At 32.2% G+C, this 23804-nt stretch carries 23 protein-coding genes and 1 riboswitch; of the genes, 15 read left to right on the top strand and 8 right to left on the bottom strand.

From position 1 onward, the window contains the following. The first annotated feature begins 119 nt into the window (after positions 1-119). The 8 genes from dnaX to ACO5J6_RS03475 all read left to right on the top strand — a co-directional run bounded on the left by dnaX (position 120) and on the right by ACO5J6_RS03475 (position 10188). Positions 120-1832, top strand: a complete 1713-nt coding sequence (gene dnaX, locus ACO5J6_RS03510; protein WP_485642256.1) for a DNA polymerase III subunit gamma/tau — start codon at positions 120-122, stop codon at positions 1830-1832. A 235-nt stretch (positions 1833-2067) separates the two neighbouring features. Beyond that, a complete protein-coding gene (gene rplI / locus ACO5J6_RS03505) occupies positions 2068-2523 on the top strand; it encodes a 50S ribosomal protein L9 (protein ID WP_485642107.1) in 456 nt (151 codons plus the stop codon). Between the two features lie 5 nt (positions 2524-2528). Continuing rightward, positions 2529-3983 carry a replicative DNA helicase gene (gene dnaB, locus ACO5J6_RS03500; protein ID WP_485642106.1) on the top strand — a complete coding sequence of 485 codons (1455 nt, stop codon included), beginning with the start codon at positions 2529-2531 and terminating at the stop codon, positions 3981-3983. 70 nt (positions 3984-4053) lie between these two features. Beyond that, complete coding sequence (locus ACO5J6_RS03495) at positions 4054-5328, top strand: peptidase U32 family protein (protein WP_485642105.1); 1275 nt, start codon at positions 4054-4056, stop codon at positions 5326-5328. A gap of 186 nt (positions 5329-5514) precedes the next feature. Then, on the top strand, positions 5515-6189 hold the full coding sequence (locus ACO5J6_RS03490; RefSeq protein ID WP_021766961.1) for a response regulator transcription factor: 675 nt from the start codon (positions 5515-5517) through the stop codon (positions 6187-6189). A gap of 11 nt (positions 6190-6200) precedes the next feature. Continuing rightward, positions 6201-7796 (top strand): sensor histidine kinase, encoded by a 1596-nt coding sequence (locus ACO5J6_RS03485; RefSeq protein ID WP_485642104.1) that lies wholly within the window; start codon positions 6201-6203, stop codon positions 7794-7796. Between the two features lie 22 nt (positions 7797-7818). After that, positions 7819-9180: a phosphoglucosamine mutase gene (glmM, locus tag ACO5J6_RS03480; protein ID WP_485642103.1), complete on the top strand. Its 1362-nt coding sequence runs from the start codon at positions 7819-7821 to the stop codon at positions 9178-9180. Between the two features lie 120 nt (positions 9181-9300). Further along, positions 9301-10188 carry a LysR family transcriptional regulator gene (locus ACO5J6_RS03475; RefSeq protein WP_485642102.1) on the top strand — a complete coding sequence of 296 codons (888 nt, stop codon included), beginning with the start codon at positions 9301-9303 and terminating at the stop codon, positions 10186-10188. An 18-nt stretch (positions 10189-10206) separates the two neighbouring features. On the opposite strand, the gene ACO5J6_RS03470 is transcribed toward ACO5J6_RS03475, so the two are convergent. From ACO5J6_RS03470 to ACO5J6_RS03435, 8 genes are all read right to left on the bottom strand, one after another. Beyond that, on the bottom strand, positions 10207-10422 hold the full coding sequence (locus ACO5J6_RS03470) for a sulfurtransferase TusA family protein (RefSeq protein ID WP_485642101.1): 216 nt from the start codon (positions 10420-10422) through the stop codon (positions 10207-10209). A 442-nt stretch (positions 10423-10864) separates the two neighbouring features. Continuing rightward, the gene (locus tag ACO5J6_RS03465; protein WP_485642100.1) at positions 10865-11512 is read right to left on the bottom strand and encodes a hypothetical protein; all 648 of its coding nucleotides are present in this window, start codon (positions 11510-11512) and stop codon (positions 10865-10867) included. A 165-nt stretch (positions 11513-11677) separates the two neighbouring features. Beyond that, positions 11678-12415 (bottom strand): NAD(P)/FAD-dependent oxidoreductase, encoded by a 738-nt coding sequence (locus tag ACO5J6_RS03460; protein ID WP_485642099.1) that lies wholly within the window; start codon positions 12413-12415, stop codon positions 11678-11680. Positions 12416-12419: 4 nt separating this feature from the next. Then, complete coding sequence (locus ACO5J6_RS03455; protein ID WP_485642098.1) at positions 12420-12689, bottom strand: hypothetical protein; 270 nt, start codon at positions 12687-12689, stop codon at positions 12420-12422. Positions 12690-12787: 98 nt separating this feature from the next. Further along, positions 12788-14179, bottom strand: coding sequence for a rhodanese-like domain-containing protein (locus tag ACO5J6_RS03450; protein WP_485642097.1), 1392 nt, complete (start codon positions 14177-14179; stop codon positions 12788-12790). Positions 14180-14200: 21 nt separating this feature from the next. Continuing rightward, positions 14201-14752: a YeeE/YedE thiosulfate transporter family protein gene (locus ACO5J6_RS03445; RefSeq protein ID WP_485642096.1), complete on the bottom strand. Its 552-nt coding sequence runs from the start codon at positions 14750-14752 to the stop codon at positions 14201-14203. Between the two features lie 116 nt (positions 14753-14868). Further along, entirely contained in the window at positions 14869-15096 is a 228-nt protein-coding gene (locus tag ACO5J6_RS03440; protein ID WP_485642095.1) for a sulfurtransferase TusA family protein, read from the bottom strand. A 54-nt stretch (positions 15097-15150) separates the two neighbouring features. Beyond that, a complete protein-coding gene (locus tag ACO5J6_RS03435) occupies positions 15151-15822 on the bottom strand; it encodes a YeeE/YedE thiosulfate transporter family protein (RefSeq protein WP_485642094.1) in 672 nt (223 codons plus the stop codon). A gap of 653 nt (positions 15823-16475) precedes the next feature. Here ACO5J6_RS03435 and ACO5J6_RS03430 point away from each other — a divergent pair. The 7 genes from ACO5J6_RS03430 to ACO5J6_RS03400 all read left to right on the top strand — a co-directional run bounded on the left by ACO5J6_RS03430 (position 16476) and on the right by ACO5J6_RS03400 (position 23784). Continuing rightward, positions 16476-17609, top strand: a complete 1134-nt coding sequence (locus ACO5J6_RS03430) for an acyl-CoA dehydrogenase family protein (protein ID WP_485642093.1) — start codon at positions 16476-16478, stop codon at positions 17607-17609. A 311-nt stretch (positions 17610-17920) separates the two neighbouring features. After that, positions 17921-18028: riboswitch (glycine riboswitch) on the top strand. 214 nt (positions 18029-18242) lie between these two features. Beyond that, positions 18243-18614 (top strand): GrdX family protein, encoded by a 372-nt coding sequence (locus tag ACO5J6_RS03425; RefSeq protein ID WP_485642092.1) that lies wholly within the window; start codon positions 18243-18245, stop codon positions 18612-18614. A 30-nt stretch (positions 18615-18644) separates the two neighbouring features. Further along, positions 18645-19589: a thioredoxin-disulfide reductase gene (gene trxB, locus ACO5J6_RS03420; RefSeq protein WP_485642091.1), complete on the top strand. Its 945-nt coding sequence runs from the start codon at positions 18645-18647 to the stop codon at positions 19587-19589. 25 nt (positions 19590-19614) lie between these two features. Further along, positions 19615-20910, top strand: coding sequence for an MFS transporter (locus ACO5J6_RS03415; protein WP_485642090.1), 1296 nt, complete (start codon positions 19615-19617; stop codon positions 20908-20910). 15 nt (positions 20911-20925) lie between these two features. After that, complete coding sequence (locus ACO5J6_RS03410) at positions 20926-22092, top strand: amidohydrolase (RefSeq protein ID WP_485642089.1); 1167 nt, start codon at positions 20926-20928, stop codon at positions 22090-22092. Between the two features lie 66 nt (positions 22093-22158). Then, positions 22159-22476, top strand: a complete 318-nt coding sequence (trxA, locus tag ACO5J6_RS03405) for a thioredoxin TrxA (protein WP_485642088.1) — start codon at positions 22159-22161, stop codon at positions 22474-22476. A 21-nt stretch (positions 22477-22497) separates the two neighbouring features. Continuing rightward, positions 22498-23784, top strand: coding sequence for a glycine/sarcosine/betaine reductase component B subunit (locus ACO5J6_RS03400; protein ID WP_485642087.1), 1287 nt, complete (start codon positions 22498-22500; stop codon positions 23782-23784). Positions 23785-23804: the final 20 nt, after the last annotated feature.

The following is a 23804-nucleotide window of genomic DNA, read 5'->3' as shown; positions in this document are numbered from 1 at the left end:
AAAATGATTTATTTTAAAGGAATTATGGAAAAGAATTATAAAATTTATAATTTTTATACTAATTTTATTATAGAATTTATGGAAGAAGAAAATTTCCTTTGTTTTATAAGAGGGTGAGAATATTGAATATAACACTGTACAGAAAATATAGACCGCAGAATTTTGATGAAATTGCAGGTCAGGAATTTGTAACGAGAGCTATAAAAAATTCTCTGAGGGAAAATAAGCTTTCCCATGCTTACTTATTTACAGGACCAAGAGGAGTAGGAAAAACGACTATTGCCAGACTGATTGCCAAAGGGGTGAACTGTCTCAATAACGGTATTACTGATAATCCTTGCGGGATATGTGATAATTGTAAGGAAATTGCTCAGGGAATTTCAATGGATATGATAGAAATTGATGCCGCTTCAAACAGGGGTATTGATGAAATAAGGGAACTGAAAGAAAAAATAAATTATCAGCCCGTAAAAGGAAGAAAAAAAGTATATATAATAGACGAAGTGCATATGCTTACTAAAGAGGCATTTAATGCTTTGTTAAAGACGCTGGAAGAACCTCCGTCCCATGTAATATTTATACTGGCGACTACTGAAATAGACAAAATACCCGATACAGTGATTTCCCGTTGCCAGAGATATGATTTTCAGCCTATTGAAGCGAAAGATATAACTACTCTTTTAAAAGAAGTCGCCGAAAAAGAAAATATAACAATAGATAAGGAAAGTCTAAATTTGATATACAGAAAATCTGAAGGGAGTGCAAGGGACAGTTTTTCGATATTTGAACAAGTCATCTCAAATTTCAACGGAGAAGACATTGATATTTTCAAAACCCAGAAAGCACTGGGAGTAGTACCCGATATTGTACTGAACGAATTTTTTGAATTAATTCTGGGAGGAAATAAAGAGCAGTTGCTGGAATTTATAGATAAAATATGGGAAGAAGGTCTTGTAATTGAAACTTTTTTAAAGGATTTTGCTTACTATCTAAAAGAACAGTTTAAAAAAAATAAGGAAATATCCGTTAATTTTATCCTTAATACTATAAGCTCCATTTTCTTTATATTGAATGAGTTTAAATATGAAGAGGATAAAAGACTACTTGGATATGTCCTTGTTCATGAGCTTTATAGGGATAAAATAAAACAGGATACCGTGTCTGAATGGAAAACGGAAACGGCTCCACGAACAAAAGAGAAAAATAATACAGAAAAAAGTGTTTCAAGTCAGACAAAAAAGAAAACTGCTTCAGAAGAAAATATTTCAACTAAGATAAAAGAAAAAAACGTTGAAAAAAACGTTTCGGAAAATAGTATTGTTTTAGAGATGAATGATAAATCAGAAACAGATAGAAAGTCGGAAACTGCAAAAGAAGCGACTTTTGAAGAGCAGCACATTGAAAGCAATAAAAATACAAGCGAAAAAGTAATGGAAAATAACAGAGATTTAAATGACGATATAAGCAATACAAGTGAAAATAGTGAAAGTCAGGAAAATTATGATATTCCATTATTTGAAAGTAAGTGGGATGAAATAAAAAAGGCTATAAAAAAAGAAAGTGTTATGATAGAAGCTTTAATGGCGGATACTTATCCTGAAAAATTGGAAAATGGAATTCTAATTATAAGATTTCCCGAAGGGCATAAGTTTCACAGTGATAGAATAATGGAAAATGAAAATAAGCTGAAAATAGAGAGAATTATAAATAAGTTATGTAATTCGGCTGTTTCTATCAGCACTGTGCTGGGAGAAGAAAAGAGCGGTTCCGACGATGAGTTTGTAAATAAGGTGATTGACTTTTTTGAAGGAACAATAATCGACAGTAAATAAAGGGTAAATAAAAAACAAATAGTAATTATGTGTGTTCATAATAAATTTTATAGATATATAGATTATAGATTTTAATAAGTACATAGATTTTACAGATATGTAGATATTATAAACTAAGAATGAATTTTGCTGTGAAATATATACTGGAATTTATTTTACAGATATGTAGATATTATAAATAAGAATGATATATAAATAATAGTAGATAGTAAATATAATAAAAACAGGAGGAAAAATGAAAGTAAAAGTAATCTTAACAGAAAATATAAAAGGTGTGGGGAAAAAAGACGAGATTGTAGAAGTAAAGGACGGATATGCAAATAATTTTTTGTTTGCTCAGAAAAAAGGGATACCTGCAACTCCTGAAAATATAAATAAACTGAAAAGTAAAAATGAAAAAATAAAAAAAGACCACGATAATGACGTCAAAAAAGCAAATGAATTAAAAGAACTACTGGTTTCAAAAGAAATAGTATTAAAAGTAAAAGCAGGAAACAACGGAAAAGTATTCGGTTCAGTAGGAGGAAAAGAAATAGCCGATGCTATAAAAGAACAGTTAAACCTTGAAGTGGATAAAAAGAAAGTTTCCACAGATGCCAGAATGAAAGAATTGGGAGAACACAATATAGAAATAAAATTACATCCTGAAGTGAAAGCCGTAATTAAAGTGAAATTGGAAGGACAGGAATAATAATCATGGCATTATTCGATGAAAATAAAAATGAAAATGATTTGAAAATACCTTACAGTATTGAAGCCGAAGAAGCTTTGTTAGGTTCAATTTTTATAAAACCGGATGTCATAGGAGATATTGTAGAAATAATAACTCCGTCGGATTTTTATAAAAATAATTACAGAATAATATTTAGTGAAATGCTGAATATCTACAATACAGGAAAGATTGTAGATGTACTTGTAATCAAAAATTCTCTTGAATATCAGAATTTACTTGATGAAATAGGCGGAGAAGACATACTTTACGATTTGACGGATGTTGTGCCGACTGCTGCTAATGCTGTCAATTATGCCCAGATTATTAAAGAGCGTTCTGTTCAGAGACAGCTTATAGAAACAGGGGAAAAAATTACGAGAATGGCTTATCGCGGTTATGATGAAGTTGAAAAAATGCTTGATAAAGCTGAAAGTATGATATTTAAAATAGCCGAATCCAAACAAAGAAAAGACGTAGTTTCGTTAAAAGAACTGGCAGGGCTTAAAATATCAAGTCTTGATGAAATGTCTAAATATAAAGGCGGTCTGAGAGGATTAAGTTCAGGTTTTACTGATTATGATACGTTGACAAGTGGATTTCACGGGTCAGATTTGATAATACTCGCAGCTAGACCTGCCATGGGAAAAACGGCATTTGCATTAAATCTTGCATTGAATGTGGCGAGAAAAGGAAAACACGTACTTATATTCAGTTTGGAAATGGGAAATGAGCAGCTTTTTGAAAGACTTCTTTCCATAGATTCCAAGATAAAGTTAAAATCCATAAAAGACGGGACTCTTGCAGATGCTGATTACACTCTTTTGGGAAACAGTATGGGAAGATTATCGGAGTTGCCTCTGTATATTTCGGATTCTTCGAGTGTAAATATACTGGAAATAAAAGCGGTGGCAAGGAGATTGAAAGCGGAAGGAAAACTTGATTTTCTGCTTATTGACTATCTCCAGCTCATAACTCCTTCGGAGGGGTCAAAAAAAAGCAGGGAACAGGAAATTTCGGAAATTTCAAGGTCGCTTAAAATAATTGCCAAAGAGCTGAACATACCTGTTGTTACATTATCCCAGTTATCAAGAAGTGTCGAATCCAGAACTGACAAAAGACCGATATTATCGGATTTGAGAGAGTCGGGAGCGATAGAACAGGATGCCGATATGGTAATGTTTTTATACAGGGAAGCCTACTATGCTTCAAAAATAGCACAGGGAGGCTCAAATTTTAATGATCCGAATATGCCGCAAAATTATACTGATCAGCCGTCAGCCAATCCTATATCGGCAATGCCTGAAATTGAGGAAGTCGAAGTAATTATAGGAAAACATAGAAGTGGGCCTACAGGAACGATAAAATTAGGTTTCAGGCCGAGTTATCAGCAATTTGTCAATATAATAAGCGATGCTCAGGTAAATCTGTATCCTGAGTAAAAATGTATTTTAAATCTGTATACAAAAAATTGTATAAATAATTAAATTAATATAAATTCAAGGAGGGAAAATGCAGCAAAAAAGAAAAGTTGAGTTACTTGCACCGGCAGGAAACATGGAAAAACTTAAAACAGCTTTTCATTTCGGAGCAGATGCCTGTTTTGTAGGAGGCAGTGCTTTCAATTTGAGGGGAATGTCCTCAAACTTTAAAAACAGTGAATTAAAGAAAGCGATAGATTATGTTCACAGTTTAGGAAAAAGAATATTCGTAACACTGAATATATTTGCACATAATTCGGAAATAGAATATATGCCAAGATTTATAAGGTTACTTGACGAATATGGGGCGGATGCGGTTATAGTCGCAGATTTGGGAGTGTTTCAGCTCGTAAGGGAGCATGCACCCAACTTGCCTATACACGTAAGTACGCAGGCTAATAATACGAACTGGATGAGTGTAAAGACATGGAGAGATATGGGAGCAAAAAGAGTAATCCTTGCGAGAGAAATGTCTTTAAACGAAATAAGGACAATCAAGGAAAAAGTTCCTGATGTGGAAGTCGAAGTATTTATACACGGAGCGATGTGTATGGCTATTTCGGGGAGATGTCTTTTAAGTAATTATTTTACTTCCCGTGATGCAAACAGGGGAATATGTGCTCAGGATTGCAGATGGAGTTATAAAGTGATTGCGGAGGGACATGAGGAAAAAGGGGCTCATGATATTGTAGAAGAACATGGAAGCACTTTTATATTTAATGCGAAAGATCTATGTACGATAGAATTTATAGATAAAGTTCTTGAAACAGGAGTAGACTCTTTAAAAATCGAAGGAAGAATGAAAAGTATCTATTATAATTCAACAGTAGTAAAGCAGTATAGACAGGCTCTGGATTCCTATTATTCGGGAAACTATAAATATGATCCTAAATGGCTTGAAGAATTGCAGACAATAAGTCATAGACTTTATTCCAAAGGTTTTTATCTCGGAGTTACTACTGAAGAAGACCAGAATTATCACACAGGGTCATCTTACAGCCAAACTTATCAATTAGTGGCCAAAGTAGCAGAAAAACTTGATAATAATAAATATGTCTGGGAAATAAGAAACCGTGTTTATGCAAGCAGTGAACTGGAGCTTGTGAGACCTCATCAGGATCCTGTGAAATTTAAAATTAAAAACTTTTTAAATACTAAAAATAATGAAATCATAGAAGTTGCTCACCCAAATACGGTTGCGATAATCGAAACTGATGTCGAAATGGAACCAATGGACCTTATAAGAGTGAGATTACCTGAAGGTCAGTCTGATACTGATATGGAGACAGGGGAAAATACCCTTTAAACTTTATTTTAATAAAACGCTTAAGTTTTTTCAAAGTTAATCTAAAAATAAATCAAAGCAAGATAACATATACTCTTTATTGAAGAGGTAAATACACGATTTTAAATGGTAGAGTATTATACTCTACTATTTTTTCATAAATTAGTGTATAATATAACAAAATAAAAAAATGAAGTGGTGATATTAATGAGAGAAAAAATATTAGTAATTGAAGATGATCCTAAGATTTCCAGACTACTGGAAATAGAATTAAAATTTGAAGGATTTGACGTATTTTTTGCATATGACGGAAAAGAAGGTCTTAATATGGCAAAATACGGTTCATATGATTTGATACTGCTTGACGTTATGCTTCCTAAAATGAGTGGAATGGAAGTCTGCAAAAGAATAAGAGAAGGTTCGCAGGTACCTATTATCATGCTCACGGCTAAAGATGAGATAAGTGATAAAATAGTAGGATTTGACTACGGTGCAGATGATTATATGACTAAGCCATTTTCAAATGAGGAACTTCTTGCAAGAATAAAAGCTCTTTTAAGAAGAACCAAGAAAACGGTAGACCATAAAGGTGTTTTTGAATTTGAAGATTTAAAAATCAATTATTCTACTTATGAAGTATTCAGAGGAGAAACTTTGATATCTCTCTCCAAAAGAGAATTTGAATTATTGGATTTTCTTGTGCTGAATAAAGGAATTGTTTTATCGAGAGATAAAATACTGGAAGAAGTCTGGGGATTTGATTATATAGGAAATGACAATATTTTAGACCTTTATATCAAATATTTAAGGGATAAAGTCGATAAACCTTATGAAAGAAAATTTATTCAGACAGTGAGAGGAATTGGATTTATTTTTAAATAAGGAGCTGAATTATGAAAAGAGTAAAATTAGAAGACCGTATATCAATAAGTTACGTTCTTCTATTTTTAGCATTGTTACTGTTTTCCAATTTTATACTGATCTATATTTTAAAAAGTCAGAATGCCAAGTCTCTTGAGACATCTGCCATTGCAAAAGAGGAAGAATTAAATGAATATCTTGATAAATGGGCTATTTATTCAAGATCCGAACAGTTTCAGTGGGAGGCACCTTCAGGTCAGTTACAGGGCGAAAGGATAGTGTATATAAGACGGCCTTTTAATCCCGGAGATAATGAATATATGTATCTTATGCAGATAAATTCGGAAGGCTCAAAACAGATACTTTTAAACAGTATTACTCCTGTGGATATCATTGATACCGGAATTGACAGGGAAAATATGATAACCAAAGGAAAAGAAATTATAGACATTGTTGAAAAAAATAACATTAAGGAAAATGACATAAAAGGGAAAGACATCAAGCTGGAAGACAGGAACACTTCCGAAAATCAGAAAAGCACCGATATTTACCACGTATTCAAAGTCAGCAGAAAGATAAAAGCAAGAACAAGGGATTATACGGTAGATATTTATGTTCTGAAAAATATAACTCAGGAAACAAAAATATATAATCGTCTTCAGTGGCTTATAGTGCTATTTTCATTAATAGGAGTTGTTATCACAATGCTTATTTCAAGATTATTGAGTAAAAGAATTTTAAGACCTGTAAACAGTATAATAAGAACAGCTAAAACTATTAATACTGATGATTTAAGTAAAAGAATAGATGTTCCTAAGACTGAAGATGAGCTTCAGAATTTGACATTAATTATAAATGAAATGCTGGACAGACTTGAATTTTCTTTTGACAATCAGTCGAAATTTGTATCCGACGCATCTCATGAACTGCGAACTCCTTTGGCAATAATAAAAGGTTATGCGGAAATAATAAAGAAAAGAAAGCTCACGGATGAAGCTATTTTTGAGGAATCTATAGATTCTATAATAAATGAAGCTGAAAATATGAAAAGTCTTGTTCAAAAATTACTTTTCCTTGCTAAAGGGGAAGTTACAAAAATAAACACCAATTTTCAGGAAATCGATGCAGATGAGCTGATACAGCAAATATATTCCGACACAGTGGTTTCAGTGAAAGATCATACATTCAATTTGGAAAAATCCGATGACTATAAGATTAAGGCTGACGCTACTTTATTACAACAGGCAGTGAGAGCTTTAATAGAAAATGCGACAAAATATTCGGAACCGAATACTGATATATATATAATTTCAGAAAAAAAAGACGGTTTTGGGAGAATAACTGTAAAAGATGAAGGAATAGGAATGACTCCCGAAGATTCTAAAAGAATATTTGAGAGATTTTATAGAGTTGATGTTTCAAGAACTAAGGCTACAGGAGGTACGGGACTGGGTCTTGCTATCGTTAAAAGGATAGTGGAAATACATAACGGTAAAATAGAAGTGCACTCTGAATTAGGAAAAGGAACTGAAATTACTATTATCCTGCCATTAGCGGAAGAAGAAAAAATAGTGGAAAAATCAAAAAATGGTAAGTCAATACTAAAAAGAGGAAATAATAAAAAATAGTAAGAAATTATTAGGAGGAAAAATGGCGAGAAAATATTTCGGAACGGACGGTATGCGTGGAGAAGCAAACAAGGATTTGACTATTGACCTTGTAACTGATTTGGGACTGGCTTTGGGTTATTATCTGAAAAAAAATAAAAAAGGAACAACCAAGCCTAAAATTATTTTAGGAACGGATACGAGAATATCGGGATATATGATAAGGTCAGCATTATCTGCAGGACTGACTTCAATGGGTGTGCATATAGACTTTGTAGGAGTACTGCCTACTCCCGGTGTATCATATCTGACAAGAAAACTCAATGCTGATGCGGGAATAATGATTTCAGCTTCTCATAATCCGGTGAAAGATAACGGAATTAAAATTTTCAGTCAGAGTGGATACAAACTGCCTGATAATATTGAAGAAGAATTGGAAAACTTAATGGAAAACCGTGAAGAGCTTCTAAAACATCAGGTTTCAGGAGATGATTTAGGAAGATTCAAATTTGTCGAAGATGATATGAGGATATATCTTGATTTTCTGGAATCTACTGTTAAAAGAAGTTTTAAAGGTACTAAAATAGTAATTGATACTGCGAATGGTGCAGCTTACAGGGTTGCGTCAAAGATTTTCCAGAGATTGGGTGCAGACATAATAGTTATAAATAATATACCTAACGGTAAGAATACAAATGTGAACTGCGGTTCTACACACCCTGAATTACTTCAGGAAGTTGTGAAAGTATATAATGCCGATTTGGGACTGGCTTATGACGGAGATGCTGACAGACTGATAGCTGTAGACCACACGGGACAGATAATAGACGGAGATCTCATAATAGGAATAATTGCCCGAAACTTTAAAAATAAGGGATTACTCAACGACAATAAATTAGTTACTACGGTTTTAAGCAATATGGGATTTGAAAAACATCTCGAAGAAAAAGGAATAGGACTTATAAGAGCGAATGTAGGAGATAGATATGTTCTCGAAAAAATGAGGGAATTTGGATTGAATTTAGGAGGAGAGCAGTCAGGGCATATTATAATGCTTGACTATAATACTACAGGGGACGGAGTTCTGTCTTCGATTCAGCTTGTTTCGGCTATGCTTGAAAGTGGAAAAACTTTAAATGAGCTGGCAAAAAATATAAAACTGTGGCCTCAGGATATGCAGAATGTAACAGTATCCAAAGAAAAAAAAGCAGGTTGGGAAAATAATAAAGCACTGACGGATTTTATAAAAGAAAAAGAACAGGAAATTAACGGAAAAGGGAGAATACTTGTGAGAGCGTCAGGAACAGAACCTCTTATAAGAGTAATGGTAGAGGCTGAAAGTCAGGAAATAGTGGATAAATATGTGAAAGAACTTGTAAATAAAGTCAAAGAAGAATTATTATAAGAATTAATAATAAGATAAAATAAGAAAGATGAGAGGCTAAATAGATGTAACTGAAAAAAAAGAAAAATAAAAAAATATAAAATTAAGAAAGTCTAAAAAAGATAAAGCGGGAGGAAATAAATGTTAAATGAAATTTACGAAATATTTTTGACAGTGTCGGAAACAGGAAGTATCTCAAAAGCAGCTGATAAACTTTATATTTCCCAGCCTGCTTTATCTCAGCAGTTGAAAAAAATGGAAAAAGAGTTGGAAGTGGATTTGTTTATCAGGAGTAATAAGGGAATAGACCTCACCGAAGAAGGAAAAATAGTTTATAAATATTTCTCGATGACTGAAAAACTTTTACAGGAAATGAAAAAAGAAATAGAAGATAAAAAGAATAATGTAAAAAAAATTAAAATATCTGCGGTACCAACTATGTGCAATTATTCACTACCTTGTGTGATACATCATTTAAAACAGCATTATCCCAATATATCCGTTGAATTATATAGCAGAAGCGACAGTTTTACAATAGAGGAGGAACTTAGAAAAGAAAGATGTGATATAGGATTTCTTTCAGAAGCTGTAAAAGAAGATAGCGGGCTTGTAAGTAAAAAAATATTTAAAGAGGAAATTTTATTGGTAGCGTCCAATATAGCTAAAAAATATCCTGATTTTATAACTGTGAAAGATTTAAACAGATATGATTTGATAAATGTATCTACAGAAAATGAAATTACAAGAACAGTTGCAAAATATATAAGCGGTTATGAAAATTATAAATTTACATATAATCTTGAAAGTATTGATGCAATAAAATCATGTGTAGTCAATGGGTATGGACTTGCATTTTTACCTTACTGTACAATAAAAAAAGAACTTTATAATAAGGAAATCAAAATTGTAAATATTGATAATCTATCTATTGTTCAAAATATTAGTCTAGTGAAAAGGGCTTCTCAGGTTGACGGATTGAACAGAATAATTTCATATATAGAAAAACATATATCAAAATTTATTTATTAATTGCTTTTATTTATTGGATTATTTGCTGATTGAGATTTCCCATATTCCTTTCAGGACTTCTTCGGTTTTATATTTGAAATTATTTATATTACAGTAATATTCGATATTTTGTAATGCTAAACTGTGGTCAGTTACGAGAAGAATTTTTTTTCCTTCCATAATGTATGAATGCTTTTCCTTTAACATTATCACGGGAATCGGACAGTTATATCCGAGGCAGTCTACTTTAATCATAAATTATGAACACTCCTTTTTTATCTAATTTGATTATATAAAAGAATAATAATATATAAAAAGACTATTTGATTATTATATTATTTATTGTATAATTTCATACATAATTTATTATACAATAATAATTTCAAATAGTCTAATTTTTATTTTGAAATGTATTTTTTATCTGATTTTATTTAGTTAATTACTAAGATTATGAAATTACTGGTTTTATTAAAATATATGCAAGGATATATAATATAATCATTATCATAAAAAATATGGTCAAAGAGATGATACCCAAAATATAAAAAAATATTATTAAGAGAATTTTTTTAAAATCCAGCTTTTTTTTCATTTTATTAATCCTTTCAGTTATAAATACTTCTAATTTTTCCATTTTGTTAAATTTTTGAATTGGAAAATATTTTTAATTTCGAATTTATTAAGAAAATATATTAATTTATAACAGTTTTCCTCTCATCCAAGTATCATGCATTTCATAATTTTTAATTTCTTTACCATTTATTTTTAAAAACTTCTGTGGTGATAACATCGGATTTTTAATTTCTTTATCCAAAAGAATTTTCTTTTGCTGCTCTTCATATAAATTACCTTGATATTCTCCTGTTTTCAGATTTAGAACAAAATAGCCTGTACATTGTTTTTTCAGAAGATTAAAGCCGTAATCACTTTCTTCTTTGGTTTTATAATTTTCATACAAAGCATCTCCTTCTACCAACTTATCATTATCTCGATATATGCCGATAAGTTTTTTTTCATCAAATTCAGTTTTTCCGTAAAGGTATTCTTTTTTATCATCATATCCCACTAAAATGAGTGTTCCGCAACCTATATATTTTTTTTCTTTTACATCTTCATTTTCATAGGAAAAAAGGTCTGACCCTACTCCTATTCCTCTTAGATAGTTTTCCTCTATTATTTTTAAGGTATATTTGTCGTTATTTATCTCAAATACATTCATAGTATATTGTGAGGAAGACTCTAACATAAGATAGAGAAGTATTATTACTGCCAGACAGAAACTAAGAATAATTCCCGGAATAACGGCAAGGGTTATTAAAATGATTTTTTTTATATTTTTTTTCATTCAATTATTCCTCCGGATTATCGAACATTTTGTTGTTGTAATGTTGCATTATACAATATTTATAAAAAAAAATCAAAAATTTAATAATTTCGATTAATAACAAAAAAGCCAAAAGCTCTCTATATTCGGAAACTTTTGACTTTATATTTTTATCCGAAACATTTTTTAATTTTTGTTTTCACTGATATATTTTTCAGCACAATATCCTGCAACTGCATCGTCTCCTACGGCAGTTGATACTTGCCTCAAAGGTTTATCCCTGACGTCTCCTGCACAATAGACGCCTTTTATATTGGTTTCCATTTTTTCATTTTTGAGAGCTGCTTTTCTTGCAACAGGATGACATCTCATATTTCCTGTATCCCGAGTAACTGAAACAATTATTTTTTTTGCGAATTTTGTGAGAAAAATACCTTCTTCAATAGCTGAATCTCCATTTCCTACAATCATAACGGTTTTATCCTTATTAGCTGCGGCATCGCAAGTCGCACAGAAAGAAATACCTTTACCGTATAAAAATTTTTCTTCGTTAACAGCACCTGTCAATCTTGGTTTTCCACCTGTTGCGATTATTACGGCTTCAGCTTCATAGATATTTCTGAAAGTTTTCACGGTTTTTATATCATCTGTAAGATTTACTGATTTTACATCAGTATTTTTAAAATGAACTCCAAATTTTTTTGCCTGTTTATGAAATAAATTCATTAAGTCGGGTCCTGAAATACTGTCAGGAAATCCGGGATAATTTTCTATTTCACTGGTAGAAGTTGCAAGTCCTCCTATCAGTCCTTTTTCTATAATCAGTGTTTTCAATTCGGCACGGGCACAATATATTCCTGCAGTCAATCCTGCACTGCCTCCTCCAATAATAACAACATCATAATATTCTCTCTGTTTATCCATAGTTCTACTCTTTTAGAATAGGTGTAACAATGGATTCTCCCAATGGTTTGTGAGTAATAAAATATGCCCATTTTGTAGTATCTATGCCGATTATACGGAATAATTTGGCTCCCCATACGGAAAATGTTCCGGTAATTCCCCAAACTTTTCCAAAAACTGCTAAATGTGCAGTTGTTGCAACTCTCATTAACATAGCACCTGCACTGTATGAAAGAGGAGTTTTCATTATTTTTTTATAAATTTCATTTTGACTAAGTTTATTAAAAAAATTCATTCTATGATCTCCTTTTGCTTAACAATGCTTTGTAAAAATATTTTCTGGCTATATTTTTATTTTCTTAAATTTTTTCAAGTGTTTTTTGAATTATTCAATTATGCTTTACATGATCCTCCGGTTTTTTTCTCAGCTTTACCAAAGTCGTTTTTTGCGTCAGGTTTTTGCATATTATTAGGAGCACCTTTCTGAACAGGATATTTTGAATCCATTTGCCAAGCATTCCAGCCTCCGTCATAAATGTAAGTGTTTTCCCAGCCTGCAAGTTGTGTCATAAACCATGGTACACCCGCACGCCAGCCTGTACCGCAGTAAAATGCCAATTTATCGCCTTTTTTGATATTCTGTCCTTTCCATAGTTCAAATATTTCTATAGGATTACGCAAAGTATTGTCAGGGTCATAATAATCTGCCATATTGGAAGAATCTGTACCCGCAAATCCCCAGACAGCTCCCTGCGGCTCCCCTTTCCCCGGAATGTAATCATAGCCACTTATTTTTCCTGTATATTCGTCCCACGAACGGTTACTTATAAGTTTTAATCCTTCTTTTTCCATAGTAATTGCCTGTTCGGGAGTTGAAATATTGATTTTAGGATTTGTAGGAATTACTGTCCCAAAATCTGTTTCAGGTTTTGGAGTATTAACTTTAGTTTCTGTAGGAAATCCGGCATCTACCCATGTCGTAAGATTACCATTAAGAACTCTTACATCTTCTACTCCTGCCCATTTCAATGCCCAAAAGACACGATAAGCTGCAAGCTGATTATCGGAGTAGAGAATTACAGTTTTATCTTTTGTAATACCGTTTTTTAATAAGTTCTGTTCTATGATTTTAGGGTCGCTTAGGTTCCATACAGGTCCATTTTCTATCCAGTCTGTATCAAAATGATGGGCACCTGTAATATGCTGAACATAAGATTTACTTTTTTCCAAAGGTCCCCATGAAACCTCGAATAATATAAATTTATCATTATTATAAGTTTCAGGTTTTTCTCCTTTCAGAACAGAATTTAGCCATTTAGGAGAAATACTGTACTGATAGTTTGGAAAAGATTCCATAGGATTATCTTTATTATTGGCATAATTTATAAAATTGTTAAATATTTTAACTTTATACCCTCTTGAAGCAAATTCGGCACTTACACAGTTCAAATTGTCAGCGTCTGTATCATAAAATACAAGAGTTTTATTTTTAGTAATCCCTTTTCCTGCCGCAAAGCTTTCAAATTTATTATCTTCAATGTGATCTAACCAGTTACAGCTAAATTGAATTGCTCCTTTAATATGCCCTCCACGTTCTGCATGGACATCTTTAAATCCGTTGTACAGACTGTCCTCACGCCCGTCTATAATAACATAGTCAGGATTATCAAGGTTTTTTGTTAATTCTTCAATTTTTATCTCGCTGATTGAATTTTTGCCACAGGATACAATTAATCCTAAAATAGTAATGATTATTGTTGAAAATAAGATTGTTTTAACTTTCATTGTTTGGTAATCTCCTTGTCTTTATTTTATAATATATTTTAAAAGTATTTTTCCTCCTATAAAAGAACCTATGAATACAGATAGTCCAAAAAACCAGCCTGTAAGAGATAAAGCTGACAGTGCGGAAAATAAAGCCGAAATATTGCAACCGGAAGCAAATCTCGCTCCCAGTCCCATTAAAAATCCTCCGATAACTGCTCCTAAAAGCTGTCTTTTTCCTTTTATTTTTTTTATTTTAAATTCTGAAGCAAATAAAGTTGCTAATGCTGCTCCTATAATAATACCTGTGTTACATACAGATCCTCCACTTTTAAAAATAGGCAGGACTATAGCCCTTTTTAATCCCGGGTGAGCGATAAAATAACTCCATTTAGTAGTGTCAATTCCAATTAGCCAAAGTATTTTAGCTCCCCAGACTGTAAAAGGACCTGAAACACTCCATGCACTTTTAAAAATTGCTAAATAAACAGTTGCCGTAATGCCGAGAAGTATAGCACCCGTTTCATATGAAAGAGGTGTTTTCATTATTTTTTTGTATGTTTCATTTTGACTTAATCTATTAAAAAATTCCATTTTTCATCCTTTTTTATAGTTTTTAGTTTATAATATTTTACTACATTATCTTTAATTGAATTTATTATAGTGTTTTTAGAATTTTAATTATAATTTTTAGAAATTTAACTATAACTTTAGTTGCCTTTTTCTATTATGATATTCCATTCTCCTTCATTGATTTCTTCAACTTCACAGTTCCAGCCGATTTCCTGAGCCCATTCAGGAATATTTTTTATAGTACACGAATGGTCTACATTTATTATAAGGACATCACCTTTTTCCAAATCTTCAAATTTTTTTTGAGCTTTTATTAAAGGGACAGGGCAAGCCTCTCCTAAACAGTCTAATTTATATTCTTTCATTTTTTACCTCCAATAATTTAATCTAAAATTTTTTATAAAATTATTTTTTCAAAATTACTTTCTTAATTTGCCTGAACCGAATTTTTTCTTTTGCCATTTAATTGCAACAATATAAATAATAAGGATTATAGTAAAGTGAAATATTAAAGCTCCTGTCCAGCCTAAATAATCAGGTAGATATATTGCATATTTCTTATCATTGAATATGGGTTCCAGAAATCCCATTATCCATGCTCCTGCAACAGAGCCTAATATAAAGAATATAAAAGAAACCCATTGTAACTGATAACCTTCTCCAAATCTCATCAAAGTTCCTGAAGCACAACCTCCTGCTATGACCATGCCTACTCCGAAAAGAATACCGCCAAGAATAGTCAGTATGGACAGCGGTTCAACAGAATCCATTCCAACAGGTTTTCCTCCTGAAAGTACTGATCCGAAACTCAAAGCGGTAAATCCTATTGTGCCTATAGAAATAGCCAAAAATACTGCTCTTGTAAGAGAGGTACTTCCTGTAAGGATAGGATCACGGAAAGCAGCAGTAAAACAAAATCTTGAACGTTGTAAAATCATTCCGAAAACTATTCCAAAAATCCAAAAAGTAACTAATTTAGGATTATTAAGATAAAAGCCGAAAGCTATTGATAAAACTGTTAAAATCAGTGCAGCAGGAATCTGTGATTTTACAATTCTTTTTTCAGTATGTCTGATATTTATTTTACTCATAATCAGGTAAAATCTCCTTTCAAAAAATTCAAAAATTATAGTATATATTTTCATTTAATAAAAGTATAACTCTAAATATAGAATATGGAAGACAGTAAAAAAGAATATAATATTCAAAATTTGAATAACAAAAAAAGTTGTATATAGAAATAATATATAATAAATCAAGTCAGGAGTGAATTATATAAGGTAAAAATAAGTTTATGACAGATTTGACTTTTTATAGAAAAAATAGTATAAAGCAATAAATATTGGTATAAATTTATAATAATAAATGATATTTATATATGAGTGTTATTTAGTGTTATTTAAATAACTAATGTCTGTAAAATATATTTAATAATTTTATGAAAATCAATAAAACCAATAAAATCAATAAAATCAATAAAACCAATAAAATTAATAAAATCAATAATAATCAATAATTTAAGGAATAATAATATTATAGCAATATAATATATTATTATAAATAGTAATATAACTGATTAATATAACTAATTCTTTATATTTTAAGATTTTAAGGTTGATAATTAAGTAATAGTAATGTATATTTAAATAAAAAATAGCATTTATTAATTTGATAATTTGTTGATAATTAAGTAATAGTAATATATATTGTTTAATTAAATTTATTTTAATACAAGGAGGAAAATGTGAGAGATTATTACAAATGGGCGAAAGAATTTGCTGATAAACATATAGCACCTTTTGCAGAAGAAATTGACAAGACAGGAAAATTTCCTGAGGAAATTTTTAAAAAAATCTCTAAAGAAGGATTTTTTAAAATTGTTATACCTGAGGAATTAGGAGGAGAAGGTCAGGGTATATATGCTCATGCCAAAGTAACTCAAGCGTTTGCTGAAGCATGCGCAACAGCAGGATTATGTTATACAATGCACAATGTAGCATTAAAATTCACATTAACTTTTGGACGTGAAGAAATAAAGCAACAAATTGTAAAAGATATAATTGAAAACAATAAATTTATGACATTGGCAAGAAGTGAATTCGGTACAGGTGTACATGTATTTAATTCAGAACTGGAAGTTGAAAATCACGATGATTACAGTGTCATATCAGGGGCAAAAAGTATGATTACTTCAGCTACGTACGCTTCATATTATCTGATTTCGGTTCCTGCGGATGAAAAAAGAGGACCTGTAAACTGGCTGATACCTTATGGTGCTGAAGGGCTTTCTTTCAAAGAAAGCGATTGGAACGGTCTTGGGATGAGAGGAAACAATTCATGCCCTATGTTTATGGATAAAATGAAACTTGAAAATAAATACGCTATTTATATCGACAGGGAAAAAACAAAACAAGTTTATCCTGTAAATATAGATGTTATATTCTTTATGGCAGGACTTGCAGCAGTTTATGCAGGATTAGGTAAAACTATTTACGAAGCTGCTAAAGAACATGCTCTGAACAGAAAATATCCGGGAAATAAATCACTGGCAAATATAGAAACTGTGCAGTTGCATATAGGTCAACTCTACAGCAATTCTTTTGCTGCTGAAAGTATGGTAGATGCTGCTACAAAAGCTATAGAAAATGAAGAAAAGGACGGCTTTGAAAAAATTATGTCCGCAAGAGTAGTTTCATCATTAAACTGTGTGGATTCTGCAACTCTCGCGATGAGAATAGGCGGAGGTCAGGCTTATAACAATAAAGGACCTCTTGCAAGACTTTTACGTGATGCTTATGCAGCCCCTGTTATGTTCCCGAGCGTAGATGTTTTACGTAACTGGATTGCTAAAATAATTACAGGACAGAGCTTAATGTAATATATTAAGTAAAATAGAAAAAGTTAAGTAGAAAATTAATAAAACAAAAAGTTTGATAGAATGTACTAATTTAAAAGTATTAACTTAATATATAAATATGATAAATTTAAAATATAAAAGCACTCTTTAAAATTATAGAAACCCTTATTTCTCTTGTTTTACTTTAAGCTATAGTCATTCGGAGTGTTTTTATATCTGAAAAAAATTATTTTCTTTATTTGCTTTTTTCAAAAAATAGGGTATAATTATTTTAAGAGAAATATTAGGTAATCAATAGTAATGAATGTTAAATAATTAAATAAAACGTTTGGATGAAGAATAAGTGAGAGCCTCTTAATCAATGTCAGAGCACCGAAGGTACAAATCAGTAATTTGCAATTACTGGTGAAATTCTCAGGTAAAAGGAGCTTATTTAGACAAAACTCTGAAATTATTTATGACAGGGAAGATGCTTAGCATATTTCCTGTTTTATTTTTAACTTTAGATAGTAATTTTCATTATTAATTTCACTATTGATATTTAAAAATTAATATCAAATAGTATCAAATAATATCAAAAATCCATACATTAACATTGAAAGATGCTAAAAATATGAAAAAATTATAAATAAAAATTATAAGGGGGAGCAGAAAGTGAAACTAATAACAAACAATCCGAAATTCCTAAATTATGAAAAAAAGGGAATAGAAGTTGATTATAGAGATGTTGATTATCTGAAAATTCTTGAAACTGCAAGGGATCTTATACATATGAATTATGAGATGTTGACACATCCCCTTTACGGGAGCGTGAAACCCAATGAAACTATATACAGGTCAATAGTTGTAGATTTTAAGGATAATCTTGATGTCAATTCGGTTACAATGATATCCGAGGCGATAGAAACTTTTGAAAAATTCAGGAAAAATAAGGAAACGCCCTTATGGACAGAAAGAGTCAGGGAAGATTTCGGAGTGATTGATTACGATTTGATTACGAATGCTATAGAAAGAATTATTAAATAAGTATATCAAACAAATAAGGAGGATAATATTATGGCAGAGCATTTTGATTTGGTAATTATAGGGTCAGGACCGGCAGGACTGTCTTCGGCACTATATGCATCAAGAGGCAAGCTTAAAACATTGGTTCTTGAAAAAGGCCAGAATGGAGGGCAGGCAGCGATTACCCATTTAATAGAAAATTATCCGGGTTCTATTGAAAATCCTACAGGTCCAAATCTTACACAAAGAATGTTGGAACAGGCAAAAAGTTTCGGTACGGAAGTGAGAAAAGAGGAAGTACTGGAAGTAGATTTTTCAGGTAAAGAAAAAGTTATAAAATGTAAAGATGCTGAATATACAGCAAAAGCTGTAGTTATAGCAACAGGAGCAACTCCAAGAAAATTAGATGCTCCAGGGATTAAAGAACTTTCAGGAAAAGGAATATCCTATTGTGCGACATGTGATGCAGATTTCTTTAAAGGACTTGAAGTTTACGTAGTAGGTGGAGGAAACAGTGCTGTAGAAGAAGCGATTTTCCTTTCAAAATTTGCAAGACAAGTCCACATAGTTCATATGTTGGATAATTTCCAATGTGAAAATATCACGTTAGAAAAAGCTAAAAATGTTCCTAATCTAGATATCAGAACAAGAACTGTAGTTCAGGAAGTAAAAGGAGACGGAATACTTGAGTCCATAGTATTCAAAAACCTTGACACTGATGAAGTATATGAAGTTGAAGCTGATGAAGAAGACGGAACAATGGGATTATTCGTATTTATAGGTTATCAGCCGCAAACTGAACTGTTCAAAGGAAAAGTTGAGATAGATAAATACGGCTATATAGTAGCAGGAGAAAATACTGAAACAAATGTACCGGGAGTATTCGTAGCGGGAGATTGCAGAAATAAAGAAGTACGTCAAGTAATTACTGCTGCGGCAGACGGTGCTGTATCAGCAATAGCCGCTGAAAAATATATAAGCAAAGAATTTGAATAAAACTAACTTTATAATAGGAGATTTGATGAACACAGAAAATGAAGAAATGAAAAACAGTCAGATAAAAAAGGTGGAAAGATACAGATGGCTGATATGGCTTATACTTGCTGCAACCTATGTATTTGTTACTTTTCATAGAATGAGTGCGGCAGTTGTCAAAGATGATTTGCAAAAAGCCTTTGGAATAGGTGCAGTACAATTCGCCGTTATTGGTTCAATGTATTTTTATGCATATTTCATTATGCAAATACCTTCAGGAATACTTGCCGATAAAATAGGACCTAAAAAAACAGTATTTATATTTTCTTTAATTGCTGCGGTCGGTTCCATATTTTTTGGACTTGCACCTTCTCTGAATATAGCCTATATCTCAAGATTTTTTGTAGGAATAGGTGTATCAGTAGTATTTGTCTGTCTGGTAAAGATACAGTCGCGTTGGTTTTATTCGAGAAATTTTGCACTTATGATAGGATTTTCGGGACTTGCTGCCAATCTTGGAGCAATAATTGCACAGACACCTTTAGTAATAGCAGTGAATAATTTTGGTTGGCGTAATACTTTCGTATATATGGGAATAATAATGGTGATGTTTGCAGTTCTGACTTTTATTTTCGTAAAGGATGACCCTACTGATATGGGACTTCCTGGAATGGACGAAATTGAAAACAGACCTCGTGTAACTGTAAATCTAAATATATTTCAGGCTCTCGGTTCCATACTTTCAAATCCGAGAACATGGATTATATCAATAGTATATATAGGTTTATATACGGGATATACAGTGATTTTAGGAACATTCGGTACTCCTTTTCTTATGACGGTTTATTCCATTAAAAAAGTGGAAGCTGCAAATTATATTATATCAGCTGTAGTAGGTTCAGCGGTGAGCGGACTTGTAATAGGTTATCTGTCCGATAAGTTTAAGGCAAGAAAATCCATATTAATAATTTCATCTGTTGTAACTCTCATAATGTGGGTAATATTTATATATGTAAGATTACCTTTAACCTTGCTTTCTGTCTATCTTTTTGTATTCGGATTTATGATGACGGCGTTTACTCTGTGCTGGACTGTAGGAAATGAAGTAAATGACAGAAGACTTTCAGGAATGGCTACAGGAGTAGTAAACTGTGTAGGTTTTTTAGGAGCGGCTATAATTCCTGTAATTATGGGAAATATACTTGATGCAAATAAGAATATGCCTGAAATAGGATATAAGAAAGCTTATCTGGTACTTATACTTTTGGTAGCAGTGAGTACAGTTTTCTCTTTCTTTGTAACCGAGACACATGCTACTAATGTATATGAAGACAGGAAATAATGGAGGTATATCTGAATGCTGGACAAAGTAAAAAAATATGAAGATTATATAATCAGGACAAGACGTAAGCTGCATGAAAATCCTGAACTTAGCTGTCAAGAATTTAATACAAAAAAATTAATTCTTGAAGAGCTGAAAAAACTTAATTTTGAAATTAAAGAAATAGAGGATGGGACAAGCATTATCGCCACTTTAAAAGGTGGGAAACCCGGTAAGACAATAGCTTTAAGGGCAGATTTTGACGCGTTGCCTATTATTGAACAGTCCGATGTTGAATTTATCTCAAAAAATCATGGAGTTATGCATGCCTGCGGACATGACGCTCATACATCAATGTTGCTGGGAGCAGCTAATGTCCTCGCAGAAATGAGAGATGAAATAAAAGGAGAAATAAGATTTTTCTTTCAGGAAGGTGAAGAGATTTTTGCAGGTGCCAAAAAGATAATCGCAGCCGGAGGAATGGAAGGTGTAGATGCGTGTTTTGGAATGCATGGAATGCCTATTCCCACAGGAACTGTAAATATTGAAAGTGGATACAGGCTTTCAGGTTGCGATACGATATACGTAAAATTTGAAGGAGTGTCAGGACATGGTTCAGCACCACATCTTGCAAAAGATACAGTACATCCTGCGTGTCTTTTTGTAACTGATATTCAGTCCATAATAACTAAAAATATAAATCCTCAAGAAGCTGTAGTAGTTTCTGCAGGGAAAATAAACGGTGGGACTAAGGCAAATATTGTTTCAAAATATACGGAAGTTGATTTATCCATGAGATATTTCAATCCCGAAGCAAGAAAAACCGTTCATGATGCGATTATAAGACATGCAAAAGCTATTGCTGAAGCTTATGAGATAAAAGTTGATGTAAATATCGAAGAAAGCACGCCGAGTTTAAATAATGATGAAAGTATGGTAAATCTTGCAAATGAAGTCGCTAAAAAAATAATGGGAGAAAATTGCAGCATACCTATGCAGAGACCTATGGCTTCCGATGATATGGCTTTCTATTTTCAGCGTGCCAAAGGTGTATATGCGTTCATAGGTTATAAAAATGAGGAAAAAGGCAGCATATATTTTCCTCATCATGAGAAATTTAAATTGGACGAAGATTATTTTAAATATGGTGCTGCGATGTTTGTTCAATTTGCTCTTGATTATCTGAATGGTGAGAGAGTTTGAAAGTGCTAAATAATAATTTTATATATATTATTTAAAAAGTTCCAAAAAAGGAAAGGAGGGAAAAAAATGTTAGAATTGACTAAAGATAACTTTGAAGCTGAAGTTCTTCAAGCTGAAGGGTATGTATTTGTAGATTTCTGGAGCCAAGGATGTGAACCTTGTAAAGCATTGATGCCTGATGTTCATAAATTGGCTGAAAAATATGACGGTAAAATGAAATTTACTTCATTGGATACTACAACAGCAAGACGTTTAGCTATCAAACAAAAAGTTTTAGGACTGCCAACTTTGGCTGTTTACAAAGACGGTGAAAAAGTTGACGAAGTAACAAAAGAAGATGCGACTGTAGAAAATGTAGAAGCATTGATTAAAAAATATATCTAATAAAGTGAAGGAGGAATGATTATGCGTCTTGAATTAGGAAAGATTTTCATAAAGGACATCCAGTTTGCTTCTGAATCAAAGATTGAAAAGAACGTGCTTTATGTAAATAAAGAAGAAATGATAAAAGCAATCTGGGATGATGAGGCAATAAAATCAGTAGAACTTGATATAGCCAAGCCGGGAGAAAGCGTTCGTATTACACCGGTAAAAGATGTTATAGAGCCTCGTGTTAAAGTAGAAGGAAGAGGAGGAATATTCCCAGGAGTTTTATCTAAAGTTGATACAGTCGGAGAAGGAAAAACAATAGCTCTGAAAGGTATGGCTGTGGTAACTACAGGTAAAATCGTAGGGTTCCAGGAAGGTGTTATCGATATGACAGGACCGGGAGCTGAATATACTCCATTCTCTAAATTAAACAATTTAGTTGTTATTGCTGAACCTGTAGAAGGTATCAAACAGCATGAGCATGAAAAAGCTGTGCGTTTTGTAGGATTTAAAGCGGCAAGATACATCGGAGAATTGGCTAAAAACTTGCAACCTGAAGAAACAAAAGTATATGAAACAAAACCGTTGCTGGAACAGATAGCACAATATCCTGATTTACCTAAAGTAGGATATGTATATATGTTACAGACACAAGGATTGTTGCATGATACTTATGTATACGGAGTAGATGCAAAACAGATAGTTCCTACACTTCTGTATCCAACTGAAATAATGGACGGAGCAATAGTAAGCGGAAACTGTGTGTCAGCATGTGATAAAAACCCTACTTACGTTCACTTGAATAATGGAGTAATAGAAGACTTATATGAAAAACATGGAAAAGAAATCAATTTCTTAGGTGTAATCATAACAAACGAAAATGTATATTTGGCTGATAAAGAAAGATCATCTAACTGGACAGCTAAATTTACTAAATATTTAGGACTTGATGCAGCTATAGTTTCTCAGGAAGGATTTGGAAATCCTGATACTGACCTGATAATGAACTGTAAAAAAATTGAAACAGAAGGTGTTAAAACTGTTATCGTTACTGACGAATATGCAGGACAAAACGGAGCAAGCCAAAGTCTGGCAGATGCCGATCCTAAAGCTGATGCAGTGGTAACAGGAGGAAATGCTAATCAGGTTATCGTATTACCTAAATTAGATAAAATAATAGGTCATATAGAAGTAGTAAATGTAATTGCAGGAGGAAATCAGGATTCGTTGAGAAAAGACGGAACTATTGAATTGGAAATCCAGGCAATTACAGGAGCAACAAACGAAACAGGATTCGGATACTTAACTGCTAAAACTTATTAATCAACATCAATCAAACTAAT

Source organism: Pseudoleptotrichia sp. (assembly GCF_057270515.1).
The sequence above is the reverse complement of the archived record's forward strand: the minus strand, read 5'-3'. Positions and strand labels throughout refer to the sequence as shown.

Bases quoted from the DNA above. Each gene is read 5' to 3' on its own strand.
- dnaB (WP_485642106.1), top strand. From the start codon at position 2,529: ATGGCATTATTCGATGAAAATAAAAATGAAAATGATTTGAAAATACCT.
- ACO5J6_RS03495 (WP_485642105.1), top strand. From the start codon at position 4,054: ATGCAGCAAAAAAGAAAAGTTGAGTTACTTGCACCGGCAGGAAACATG.
- ACO5J6_RS03490 (WP_021766961.1), top strand. From the start codon at position 5,515: ATGAGAGAAAAAATATTAGTAATTGAAGATGATCCTAAGATTTCCAGA.
- ACO5J6_RS03445 (WP_485642096.1), bottom strand. From the start codon at position 14,752: ATGGAATTTTTTAATAGATTAAGTCAAAATGAAACATACAAAAAAATA.
- ACO5J6_RS03470 (WP_485642101.1), bottom strand. From the start codon at position 10,422: ATGATTAAAGTAGACTGCCTCGGATATAACTGTCCGATTCCCGTGATA.
- ACO5J6_RS03415 (WP_485642090.1), top strand. From the start codon at position 19,615: ATGAACACAGAAAATGAAGAAATGAAAAACAGTCAGATAAAAAAGGTG.
- ACO5J6_RS03475 (WP_485642102.1), top strand. From the start codon at position 9,301: ATGTTAAATGAAATTTACGAAATATTTTTGACAGTGTCGGAAACAGGA.
- ACO5J6_RS03400 (WP_485642087.1), top strand. From the start codon at position 22,498: ATGCGTCTTGAATTAGGAAAGATTTTCATAAAGGACATCCAGTTTGCT.
- trxA (WP_485642088.1), top strand. From the start codon at position 22,159: ATGTTAGAATTGACTAAAGATAACTTTGAAGCTGAAGTTCTTCAAGCT.
- ACO5J6_RS03455 (WP_485642098.1), bottom strand. From the start codon at position 12,689: ATGAATTTTTTTAATAAACTTAGTCAAAATGAAATTTATAAAAAAATA.
- ACO5J6_RS03485 (WP_485642104.1), top strand. From the start codon at position 6,201: ATGAAAAGAGTAAAATTAGAAGACCGTATATCAATAAGTTACGTTCTT.
- ACO5J6_RS03440 (WP_485642095.1), bottom strand. From the start codon at position 15,096: ATGAAAGAATATAAATTAGACTGTTTAGGAGAGGCTTGCCCTGTCCCT.
- ACO5J6_RS03435 (WP_485642094.1), bottom strand. From the start codon at position 15,822: ATGAGTAAAATAAATATCAGACATACTGAAAAAAGAATTGTAAAATCA.
- ACO5J6_RS03465 (WP_485642100.1), bottom strand. From the start codon at position 11,512: ATGAAAAAAAATATAAAAAAAATCATTTTAATAACCCTTGCCGTTATT.
- ACO5J6_RS03460 (WP_485642099.1), bottom strand. From the start codon at position 12,415: ATGGATAAACAGAGAGAATATTATGATGTTGTTATTATTGGAGGAGGC.
- trxB (WP_485642091.1), top strand. From the start codon at position 18,645: ATGGCAGAGCATTTTGATTTGGTAATTATAGGGTCAGGACCGGCAGGA.
- glmM (WP_485642103.1), top strand. From the start codon at position 7,819: ATGGCGAGAAAATATTTCGGAACGGACGGTATGCGTGGAGAAGCAAAC.
- ACO5J6_RS03450 (WP_485642097.1), bottom strand. From the start codon at position 14,179: ATGAAAGTTAAAACAATCTTATTTTCAACAATAATCATTACTATTTTA.
- ACO5J6_RS03410 (WP_485642089.1), top strand. From the start codon at position 20,926: ATGCTGGACAAAGTAAAAAAATATGAAGATTATATAATCAGGACAAGA.
- rplI (WP_485642107.1), top strand. From the start codon at position 2,068: ATGAAAGTAAAAGTAATCTTAACAGAAAATATAAAAGGTGTGGGGAAA.